We start from the raw sequence: 11,316 nt of genomic DNA, 5'->3' as shown, positions 1-11,316 counted from the left end.
CCTTCCCGGCTGAAGCCGCTCCCACTAACAGCAGCGCGCGCATGCAAGATTGATCGTGCCTGAAATGGCCCCTTCCCGGCTGAAGCCGGTCCCACTAAAAAAGCACACCGCGTATCGTCAGTGGGACCGGCTTCAGCCGGGAAGCTTTTGATCTGCTTTTGATCTTCGTACGCAAGAAGTCCGGACACCGTAAATCGCGACTTTGGTGCAGGCTGAACGCAGGTCTCGCTCCGTGGGCCGAGCGGCATGGATGCCGCGAGAGCCGCCCCCCGCCATGGATGGCGGATGGCGGCGGGCCCACGGAGCGAGACCGGAGTGAAGGAACCCGACGAAGTCGGGCCCAACCGAGAGCAAGCACCCTTGGTTACTTGGGGTGCTTTTCCAAGTAACTCGGCGAAGCCGAAACAGTCGAGCCGTTAGGCCGACGCTCTTGCCCCTGATCTTGATACTGATCCCGATCTCAGAAAGGCGAACCGAACTTCTGCGCCCCGCCACCGCTCTACCTGACAAGTCCCCAAACCCGGTCAAACCATGGATCTCGTCATTGCCCGCCCCGAAGGCCTCTACTGCCCGCCCGGTGATTTCTACATCGATCCGTGGCGCCCGGTCGAACGCTCCGTCATCACCCACGCCCACGGCGACCACGCCCGCACCGGCAATGAACACTACCTCGCCGCCGCCCCCGGCGAAGGCATACTGCGCTCCCGACTGGGCCAGGACATCAACCTCCAGACCCTCGCCTATGGTGAAACCATCACCCACCACGGCGTCAAACTCAGCCTCCACCCGGCCGGCCACGTCCTCGGCTCCGCCCAGGTCCGCCTCGAATACCAGGGCGAAATCTGGGTCGCCTCAGGCGACTACAAAGTCGAACCCGACGGCACCTGCGAACCCTTCGAACCCGTGCGCTGCCACACCTTCATCACCGAATCCACCTTCGGCCTGCCGATCTACCGCTGGCAGCCCCAGGCGGAAATCTTCGCCGGCGTCAACGAATGGTGGCGCGCCAATGCCGCCGCCGGCAAAGCCAGCGTCCTGTTCGCCTACTCATTCGGAAAGGCTCAACGCATCCTCCACGGGATTGACCCCAGCATCGGCCCGATCCTCGTCCACGGCGCCGTCGAACCGCTCAACCGCGTCTACCGCGAAGCCGGCGTGCGCATCCCCGAAACCCACTACGCCGGCGACTTCAAAAAAACCGACCCCGCGTTGCGCAGCGCCCTGATCATCGCCCCGCCCTCTGCCGGCGGGAGCACCTGGATGCGCCGCTTCGGCGAATTCAGCGACGCCTTCGCCAGTGGCTGGATGATGCTGCGCGGCACCCGACGTCGGCGCGGCGTCGACCGCGGTTTCGCCCTCTCCGACCACGCCGACTGGCCGGGCTTGCTCTGGGCCATCGAAAACACCGGCGCCGAACGAGTCATGGTCACCCACGGTTCGGTGGCCGTGCTGGTGCGCTACCTGCGGGAACTGGGCCTCGACGCCCAAGGCTTCTCCACCGAATACGGCGACGAAGAAGACGACGCAACGGCCAAGACCGAACCAGCCCCCGAACCCGCATCGACAGGCGAGGCGTCGTCATGAAGGCCTTTGCCGAACTCTATTCAGACCTCGACGCCACCACCTCCAGCAACGCCAAGCTCGCGGCCATGCAAGCGTATTTCAGCAAGGCGGCTCCCGAAGACGCCGCGTGGGCGGTGTACTTCCTGTCTGGCGGACGCCCCCGGCAACTGGTGCCGACGCGCATGTTGCGTGAGCAGGCGCTGCTGCTGTCCGGATTACCGGAATGGCTGTTCGAGGAGAGTTACCAGGCGGTAGGCGATCTGGCGGAGACGCTTTCACTGTTGCTCCCCAAAGCCGAGCACAGCTCCGAAGAAGGCCTGGCCAGCTGGATGGAAAATCATCTGCTGCCCCTGCGTGGCCTGCCCCCGGAAGAATTGCTCGAGCGCCTGCCGACGTTCTGGTCGCAACTGGACCCGCAAAGCCTGATGGTCTGCCTGAAACTGATCACTGGCAGTTTCCGCGTCGGTGTCTCCAAGCTGCTGGTGACACGGGCCCTCGCCGCCCTGGCCGATATCGACAGCAAGCGCGTGGCCCAGCGACTCGTCGGGTACACCGATCTTTCCCATCGCCCAAGCGCCGAAGGGTATCTAAAACTCATCGCAGAAGAGTCGGCCGACGAACACGCCCAACGCGGTGGCCAGCCCTACCCTTTCTTCCTCGCCCACGCGCTGCAGCAGCCGGTCGATCAGTTCGAGACCCTGCTGGGCGCCGCCGAAAACTGGCAGGTGGAATGGAAGTGGGACGGCATTCGCGCCCAAGTGGTCAAGCGTGAAGGTCGCTTGTGGATCTGGTCGCGGGGTGAAGAACTGGTCACGGATCGGTTCCCGGAACTGCACAGCCTGACCCAATGCCTGCCCGACGGCACGGTGATCGACGGCGAGATCGTCGTCTGGAAAGCCGCGCCCCCTGAGCATCCCGAGGATGGCGAATTTGCCCTGGACACCCCCGCACCGGGCACGCCTGGCGAAGCAACGCCGTCGGTGCAGCCATTCGCCCTGTTGCAACAGCGGATCGGCCGCAAAACCCTGGGCAAGAAGATTCTGGAAGACGTGCCGGTCGTGGTGCTGGCCTACGACCTGCTGGAATGGGAAGGCCACGACTGGCGCAGTCGCCCGCAACATGAGCGCCGTACGCAGATGGAAAAAGTCATCGCCAACGCCCAAAGCCCGGTGTTGATGCCCTCCCCGGTGCTTACCGGCACCGACTGGCTAGACCTGGGGCGGCAGCGCGAGGCGTCCCGCAGTCTCGGTGTGGAAGGCATGATGCTCAAGGCGCGAGACTCGATGTACGGCGTCGGGCGCACCAAGGACATGGGCGTCTGGTGGAAATGGAAAATGGACCCGTTCAGCGTCGACGCTGTGCTGATCTACGCCCAACGCGGTCACGGCCGCCGCGCCAGCCTCTACAGCGACTATACGTTCGCGGTCTGGGACGGCCCGCCGGAGTCCAGCGAACGGACATTGGTGCCCTTCGCCAAAGCGTATTCAGGACTGACCGACGAAGAGATGCGCAAAGTCGATGCAATCATCCGCAAGACCACCGTCGACAAGTTTGGGCCGGTGAGAAGTGTTACCCCGACCCTGGTGTTCGAGTTGGGCTTCGAAGGTATCGCCCTCTCGAAACGGCACAAGAGCGGCATCGCTGTCAGGTTCCCGAGGATGCTGCGGTGGCGGCTGGACAAGCCCGTGACCGAAGCCGACAGCCTGGCGACGCTCCAGGACCTGCTGGCCTGAGCACCGTCGCGGTGCGCGGGCTTGACTCCAGTCCGCGCGCGATGCACTGAAGTGGAGCGCGCCGACAACCGCAGCCCCTCACCGACAAGCCCCAGCGGGCGTTTCGAATATCCCCGCTGCCGAAACAAGCCTCGCTGGACACCCCAAAAGCTGCAACTTTTTCGCCCACTCTCAACGAGATACGGCTACTCTGCCGGTGCCTGCGGGGCCTCAAAGAAAGACAAAAGATGGCTCTAAGTCATCATTGCGACAACTCCGTACATTTAAAACGCGCGTTCGTTTGTTTGGTTCGGAAATTGCTGTCTATTTGCGGTCTGGCTTTTGCCGGTAGCAAGCCTTCGCGTGTTCCCAACGCTCAATTTGGTTTTAAGGACTGAACGATGAAAAAAGCATGGCTGACCCTTTCCGCACTCGCCATCTGTCTGGCCGCCGGTAATGCAATGGCCAAGGACTACAAGGAGCTGCGTTTCGGCGTCGATCCTTCCTACGCGCCATTCGAATCCAAAGCCGCCGATGGCAGCCTGGTGGGCTTTGATATCGACCTGGGCAACGCGATCTGCGCTGAACTGAAGGTCAAGTGCAAGTGGGTCGAAAGCGATTTCGACGGCATGATCCCAGGCCTGAAAGCCAAGAAATTCGACGGCGTGATCTCCTCCATGACCGTGACCCCGGCTCGCGAAAAAGTCATCGACTTTTCCAACGAACTGTTCTCCGGCCCTACCTCGCTGGTTTACAAGAAAGGCTCCGGCCTGAGCGCTGACACCGCGTCGCTCAAAGGCAAAACCGTGGGTTACGAGCAAGGCACCATCCAGGAAGCCTACGCCAAGGCCGTCCTGGACAAGGCTGGCGTGAAGACCCAGGCCTATGCCAACCAGGACCAAGTTTATGCCGACCTCGTTTCGGGTCGTCTGGACGCCTCGGTTCAAGACATGCTGCAAGCCGAACTGGGCTTCCTGAAGTCGCCACAGGGCGCTGGTTACGAAGTCAGCCAGCCAATCGAAGATCCCCTGCTGCCAGCCAAAACAGCCATTGGCATCTCCAAGGGTGACAAGGAGCTGAAAGCGCTGTTGGATAAAGGCATCAAAGCGTTGCACGATGACGGCAAGTACGCCGAGATCCAGAAGAAGCACTTCGGCGATCTGAATCTGTACAGCGGTAAATAAGCAAACGGACGCCCGTTGATTTCAGCCAGAATCCGCCGCTGAAGTTCACGGGCGTTTTTATTGACTGTATAGGTTGCACATGTTCGAAACTCTCCTGCAAAACCTGGGACTGTCAGCATTCAGCCTGAAAGGCTTCGGCCCGCTGTTGCTGGAAGGCACCTGGATGACCGTCAAATTATCGGTAATGTCGCTGCTGCTGGCCATTGTGCTCGGCCTGCTGGGCGCCAGTGCCAAACTGTCGAAAGCCGCTGTACTGCGCGTTCCGGCCCAGATCTACACCACGCTGATCCGTGGCGTACCGGACCTGGTGCTGATGCTGCTGATCTTCTACAGCCTGCAAACATGGCTGACCACGCTCACCGAAGCGATGGAATGGGATTACATCGAGATCGACCCTTTCTCTGCCGGCGTCATCACGCTGGGCTTCATCTATGGCGCGTACTTCACCGAGACCTTCCGCGGCGCGATTCTCGCCGTACCGCGTGGTCAGGTCGAAGCCGCCACGGCCTACGGGCTCAGCCGCTCACAACGGTTTCGCATGGTCGTATTCCCGCAGATGATGCGCTTCGCCCTGCCCGGCATCGGCAACAACTGGCAAGTGGTGCTCAAGGCCACCGCGCTGGTGTCGATCATCGGTCTGGCCGACCTGGTCAAGGCCGCGCAGGACGCGGGTAAAAGCACGTATCAGCTGTTCTATTTCCTGGTACTCGCGGCACTGATCTATCTGGTCATCACCAGCGTGTCCAACTTCGCCCTGCGCTGGGCCGAGCGGCGTTATGCCGCTGGCAGCCGGGAGGCCCAACGATGATCGAGTTGCTGCAAGAATACTGGCGCGCCTTCCTTTATACGGACGGCCAGAACATCACCGGCCTGGCCATGACGATGTGGCTGCTCAGTGCCTCCATTGCCATCGGTTTTATCGTCTCGATTCCGCTGTCCATCGCACGCGTGTCGCGCAATCCGCTGGTGCGCTGGCCGGTGCAGTTCTACACCTACTTGTTCCGCGGCACGCCGCTGTATATCCAGTTGCTGATTTGCTACACCGGCATCTACAGCATTGCTGCCGTGCGTGAGCAACCCATGCTCGGCGCGTTCTTCCGTGACGCGATGAACTGCACGATCCTCGCCTTCGCCCTCAACACCTGCGCCTACACGACCGAAATCTTCGCCGGTGCGATTCGCAGCATGAACCACGGCGAAGTCGAGGCGGCCAAGGCTTACGGGCTGACCGGCTGGCGCTTGTACACCTACGTGATCATGCCGTCGGCCCTGCGCCGCTCGCTGCCTTATTACAGCAACGAAGTGATCCTGATGCTGCACTCGACCACCGTGGCCTTCACCGCCACCGTGCCGGACATCCTCAAGGTCGCGCGGGACGCCAACTCCGCTACCTTCCTGACGTTCCAGTCGTTCGGCATAGCGGCACTGATCTACCTGACCGTCACGTTCATTCTGGTGGGCCTGTTCCGATTGGCTGAACGCCGCTGGCTGGCCTTCCTCGGCCCGACTCACTAGGAACCCTGCATGCGACACCAGACCCATGATCTGCTGGCCCCGGTGCCCGGCACCGCGCGACAGATCCACAGCTTTCACTACGGCCCGGAAAACGGCGCCTGCAAGGTTTACATCCAGTCTTCCCTGCACGCCGACGAGCTGCCGGGCATGCTGGTGTCCTGGTATTTGAAGCAACGGCTGGCCGAGCTTGAAAACGCCGGTCAGTTGCTCGGCGAAGTCGTGGTCGTTCCGGTGGCCAATCCCATCGGCCTGGAGCAGGTCCTGATGGACATGCCGCTGGGCCGCTACGAACTAGAGAGCGGGCAGAATTTCAATCGTCGCTTCGTCGACCTCGGCCAGCAAGTGGGCGATGAAATCGAAGCGCTGCTGACCGATGACCCCAAGGGCAACGTCACGCTGATTCGCAAAACCTTGCTGGCTGCGCTGAATAACTGCGTCGGTAGCACCCAGCTGGAGTCCCAGCGCCTGACGTTGCAACGCCTGGCCTGTGACGCCGATGTGGTGCTGGACCTGCATTGCGATTTCGAATCCGTCGAGCACCTTTACACCACGCCTGAAGCCTGGCCCCAGGTCGAAGCGTTGTCGCGTTATCTCGGCGCACAGGCAAGCCTGCTGGCGACCGATTCCGGCGGGCAGTCGTTCGACGAATGCTTCACGCTGGTCTGGTGGCAACTGCAGCAACGATTTGCCAAGCACTTCCCGATTCCGCTGGGCAGCTTTTCCGTGACCCTGGAGTTGCGCGGTCAGGGGGATGTCAATCACGCCCTCGCCAGCCGCGACTGTCAGGCGATCATCAGCTACCTGATGCACCACGGCGCCATTGCCGGCGAGCCGGTTGCACCACCCGAACTGATTTACCCGGCGACCCCGCTGGCAGGCGTCGAACCGGTCGCCACGCCTGTCGGTGGTCTGCTGGTGTTCTGCACACTGCCCGGCGAATACGTCGAGGCGGGGCAATTGATCGCTGAGGTCATCGACCCGATCAGCGACGCAGTGACCCCGATCCACACGGCCAACGCTGGCCTTATGTACGCCCGCTCATTGCGACGCATGGCGACTGCCGGCATGGTCATCGCCCATGTCGCCGGCACCGAAGCCTATCGCAGCGGCTATTTACTTTCTCCTTGAGGACTGCCCTTCATGTACAAACTGACCATCGATGGCCTGCATAAAAGCTACGGTGACCACGAGGTGCTCAAAGGGGTGTCGCTGAAGGCCAGTGTCGGCGACGTGATTTGCCTGATCGGCGCCAGCGGCTCGGGCAAGAGCACGTTCCTGCGCTGCATCAATTTTCTCGAGCAACCCAATGACGGCGCCATGAGCCTGGACGGCCAGCCCGTGCGCATGGTCAGCGACGCCGGCGGGATGCGCGTTGCCGATCCTGACGAGCTGCAGCGGATCCGCACGCGGCTGGCGATGGTGTTCCAGCATTTCAACCTGTGGAGCCACATGACGGTGCTGGAAAACATCACCATGGCCCCGCGGCGGGTGCTGGGCGTGTCGAAGGTCGAAGCTGAGGCTCGCGCGCGCAAATACCTGGACAAGGTGGGGCTGCCCGCGCGCGTCGCCGATCAGTACCCGGCGTTTCTGTCCGGCGGCCAACAGCAGCGCGTCGCCATCGCCCGGGCGCTGGCGATGGAACCGGAAATCATGCTGTTCGACGAGCCCACTTCAGCGCTCGACCCTGAACTGGTCGGCGAAGTCTTGAAAGTGATTCAGGGCCTCGCCGAAGAGGGTCGGACCATGATTCTGGTAACTCACGAAATGGGCTTCGCCCGCAAGGTCGCCAATCAGGTGGTGTTCCTGCATCAGGGCCAGATCGAGGAGATGGGCCACCCGGACGACGTGCTGGGCAGCCCGAAGAGCGAGCGCTTACAGCAGTTTTTGAGCGGTAATTTGAAATAATTTCGCAGCGTCCTGATCTCCTGCCGCATTCATTACATTGGCAAATGCAAATCCTGTAGGAGCGACCGGGGTGGCGCTCCACCTTGCCCGCGAAGGCATTCTGTCAGTCAGACTATTTGTTGCTGACCCACTGCATTCGCGAGCAAGGTGGAGCGCCACCCCGGTCGCTCCCACAGGCTCAGCGCCGGGTGATAAATCCCGACCAAACTAAACCCCTCCCCCAGCGGTCTCTGACTTACCCCCTTCCCAGAGCCTGCGCATGCCAAGAGCTGTCAATTTCGCCAAGCGCTGGTTTGCCGAGCGCGGCTGGAAACCATTCCCCTTCCAGAAAGAAGTCTGGGCCGCCGTCGCCCGCGGCGAGTCGGGCCTCCTGCACGCCAGCACCGGCGCGGGCAAGACGTACTCGGTGTGGTTTGCCGCCCTCAACCAGTTCGCCCGACCTGCGCCCGAGCCCACGGAGCTGAAGCCGCGCAAGCGCAAGCCCGTGGCGGCGCCCCTCAGCGTGTTGTGGATCACGCCCATGCGCGCCCTCGCTGCCGACACCGCCCGCGCACTCGAAGGCCCCCTGCAGGATTTGCAGATCGCGTGGAGCGTCGGCCTGCGCACCGGCGACACCAGCAGCAGCGAACGCGCCAAACAGGGCCGCCGCCTGCCCTCCGCGCTGATCACCACACCGGAGAGCCTGACGCTGCTGCTGACCCGCGCCGACGCCCAGGCGACGATGTCGACGTTGAAAATGGTCGTTGTCGATGAATGGCACGAACTGATTGGCAACAAGCGCGGCATTCAGCTGCAACTGGCGCTGGCCAGGCTGCGTCAGTGGAATCCCGAGCTGGTCATCTGGGGCCTTTCCGCGACCCTCGGCAATCAAGATCACGCGCAACAGGTGCTGGTGGGCGATCACGGCACCACCGTTCACGGCAAAGTGGTCAAGAAATTGATCGTCGACACGTTGCTGCCGCCCTCCATCGAACGCTTCCCCTGGGCCGGACATATGGGGCTGCGCATGCTCCCGCAGGTGCTGGCCGAAGTAGATAGCTGTTCCAGTTGCCTGCTGTTCACCAATACCCGCGCGCAGTCGGAAGTCTGGTATCAGGCGTTGCTGGAGGCGCGCCCCGACTGGGCCGGACTGATCGCGCTGCACCACGGCTCACTCTCCCGCGAGGTCCGCGACTGGGTTGAGCGCGCGTTGAAAGAAGGCCACCTGAAAGCCGTGGTCTGCACCTCCAGCCTCGATTTGGGCGTGGATTTTCTGCCGGTCGAGCGTGTGCTGCAGATCGGTTCGGCCAAGGGCGTCGCGCGGCTGATGCAGCGTGCGGGGCGCTCGGGCCACGCGCCGGGCCGCCCGTCACGGGTAACGCTGGTGCCGACCCATAGCCTGGAGCTGGTCGAAGCTGCCGCTGCCCGCGACGCCGTCGACGCGCGTCTGATTGAACCTCGCGAATCACCCTACAAGCCGCTGGATGTCCTCGTGCAGCATCTGGTGAGCATGGCCCTCGGCGGCGGCTTTATGCCCGACGCGCTACTGGCCGAAGTTCGTACAGCCTGGGCCTATCGCGACCTCACCTACGAAGAGTGGGAATGGGCATTGGCGTTCGTGCGTTACGGCGGCCTCTCTCTGACGGCTTACCCTGATTACCGACGGGTCGAGCCTGACGAAGACGGCATCTGGCGCGTCCCCGACGCCCGCCTCGCCCGCCGCCACCGCATGAGCGTGGGCACCATCGTCAGTGAAGCCAGCATCAACGTGAAGTATTGGAGCAAGGGCGGCGGAGGCGGATCCCTCGGGAGCGTCGAAGAAGGCTTCATCGCCCGATTGAAACCTGGAGACGGGTTTCTGTTCAGCGGTCGCCTGCTGGAACTGGTCCGCGTGGAGAACATGACCGCGTACGTGAAAAAGGCTACGGGTAAAAAAGCCGCCGTCCCGCGCTGGAATGGCGGACGGATGCCGCTCTCCAACGAACTGGCAGACGCCGTCGTCGAAAAATTCGATGCCGCTGCCCGGGGCGACTTCAGCAGCCCCGAGATGCACATCGTCAGCCCGCTGCTGGAAGTGCAACGGCAATGGTCGGCGTTGCCGCGCAAGGACACGCTACTGGCAGAAGTTTTGAAGTCCCGCGAAGGCTGGCATTTGTTTTTGTATCCCTTCGCCGGCCGGCATGTGCACTTGGGGCTGGCGAGCCTGCTGGCCTGGCGCCTGAGCCGTGACACGCCGCTGACGTTCTCCATCGCCGTGAATGACTATGGCTTTGAACTGCTCAGCGCCACGCCCATCGACTGGAATGAGCGCCTGACGACTCAGCTGTTTTCCGAAGATGAACTGCTGGCCGATATCATTGCCAGCCTGAACGCCGGCGAACTGGCACTGCGCCGCTTTCGCGAAATTGCCCGCATCGCCGGGCTGGTGTTCTCCGGCTACCCTGGCGCGCCGAAGAGCAACCGACAGCTGCAGGCTTCCAGTGGCTTGTTCTTCGAAGTGTTCAAACAGTACGACGCCGGCAACCTGCTGCTGACCCAGGCCCAGGAAGAAGTGCTGCGGCAGGAACTCGATGTCGCCCGTCTTGAACAGACCCTCAGCCGGATCAACAACCGAACCCTGGATTTGCACGTGATCAAACGCCCCACCCCGATGGCCTTCCCGCTGCTGGTCGAACGCATGCGCGAAAGCCTCAGCACCGAAAAACTCTCCGACCGTATTGCACGCATGGTCAGCGACCTCGAAAAAGCCGCCGGGCCTGAGGTCATGACGTGAGGCCGTATCTTTCGATTCAGCTGGCAGGTGCGGAGCTATGGTTGCTGGCGGACAAAGCCATCTACTACCCGGCAGAGCGTGCGCTGCTGATTGCCGACGCCCACTTTGGCAAGGCTGCTGCCTACCGACGGCTGGGTCAGCCAGTGCCCCATGGCACCACTGACGCCAACCTTCAACGCCTGGACGCATTGCTGGCGAGCTATGACTGCGACCGGCTGATCTTTCTGGGGGACTTTCTTCACGCCCCGGAATCCCATGCGGCCGGCACGCTGTCGGCCATTCAGGCATGGCGGGACAAACATCATGGTCTGGCGATCACCTTGATCCGGGGAAACCACGATAAGCGTGCAGGTGATCCGCCGCCGGAACTGCGCATTGAAGTCGTCGAGGAACCCATGTTTATGGGGCCCTATGCCCTTCAGCACGAACCTGACCCGCACCCTGATTTTCACGTCCTGGCGGGCCATGTGCATCCGGCCTACCGGCTCTACGGACGCGGACGCCAGCGCCTGCGATTGCCGTGCTTCTACGTGCTGCCACGCGTCAGTCTGCTGCCAGCATTCGGCGCTTTCACAGGGGGCATGAATATTGATCGGGCTGAGAACAGCAAGATTTATGTGGTGGGGGATGGGGCGGTGTGGGAGGCGGTTTGAACCGGGAGAACGGCGGGATCAATCATGAAAGA

At 62.3% G+C, this 11,316-nt stretch carries 9 protein-coding genes; all 9 read left to right on the top strand.

Going from position 1 to position 11,316, the window contains the following annotated elements; genetic code table 11:
* The first annotated feature begins 531 nt into the window (after positions 1-531).
* Complete coding sequence (locus BMY98_RS11720; protein WP_074889033.1) at positions 532-1,584, top strand: ligase-associated DNA damage response exonuclease; 1,053 nt, start codon at positions 532-534, stop codon at positions 1,582-1,584.
* A complete protein-coding gene (locus BMY98_RS11715) occupies positions 1,581-3,296 on the top strand; it encodes an ATP-dependent DNA ligase (protein WP_074889030.1) in 1,716 nt (571 codons plus the stop codon). The genes BMY98_RS11720 and BMY98_RS11715 overlap by 4 nt, the downstream gene beginning before the upstream one ends.
* A 380-nt stretch (positions 3,297-3,676) precedes the next feature.
* Positions 3,677-4,459 (top strand): transporter substrate-binding domain-containing protein, encoded by a 783-nt coding sequence (locus BMY98_RS11710; protein ID WP_074889028.1) that lies wholly within the window; start codon positions 3,677-3,679, stop codon positions 4,457-4,459.
* A gap of 79 nt (positions 4,460-4,538) precedes the next feature.
* Entirely contained in the window at positions 4,539-5,267 is a 729-nt protein-coding gene (locus BMY98_RS11705) for an ABC transporter permease (protein ID WP_037012262.1), read from the top strand.
* Positions 5,264-5,974, top strand: a complete 711-nt coding sequence (locus BMY98_RS11700) for an ABC transporter permease (protein ID WP_065992577.1) — start codon at positions 5,264-5,266, stop codon at positions 5,972-5,974. The genes BMY98_RS11705 and BMY98_RS11700 overlap by 4 nt, the downstream gene beginning before the upstream one ends.
* Positions 5,975-5,983: 9 nt before the next feature.
* A complete protein-coding gene (locus tag BMY98_RS11695) occupies positions 5,984-7,102 on the top strand; it encodes a succinylglutamate desuccinylase/aspartoacylase family protein (protein ID WP_074889025.1) in 1,119 nt (372 codons plus the stop codon).
* A 12-nt stretch (positions 7,103-7,114) separates the two neighbouring features.
* A complete protein-coding gene (locus BMY98_RS11690) occupies positions 7,115-7,879 on the top strand; it encodes an ABC transporter ATP-binding protein (RefSeq protein WP_074889022.1) in 765 nt (254 codons plus the stop codon).
* Positions 7,880-8,138: 259 nt separating this feature from the next.
* Entirely contained in the window at positions 8,139-10,631 is a 2,493-nt protein-coding gene (locus BMY98_RS11685) for a ligase-associated DNA damage response DEXH box helicase (RefSeq protein WP_074889019.1), read from the top strand.
* The gene (gene pdeM / locus BMY98_RS11680; RefSeq protein ID WP_074889016.1) at positions 10,628-11,284 is read left to right on the top strand and encodes a ligase-associated DNA damage response endonuclease PdeM; all 657 of its coding nucleotides are present in this window, start codon (positions 10,628-10,630) and stop codon (positions 11,282-11,284) included. The genes BMY98_RS11685 and pdeM overlap by 4 nt, the downstream gene beginning before the upstream one ends.
* Positions 11,285-11,316: the final 32 nt, after the last annotated feature.

The sequence above is a fragment of the Pseudomonas graminis genome (genome assembly GCF_900111735.1).
GTDB lineage: Bacteria > Pseudomonadota > Gammaproteobacteria > Pseudomonadales > Pseudomonadaceae > Aquipseudomonas > Aquipseudomonas graminis.
The sequence above is the reverse complement of the archived record's forward strand: the minus strand, read 5'-3'. Positions and strand labels throughout refer to the sequence as shown.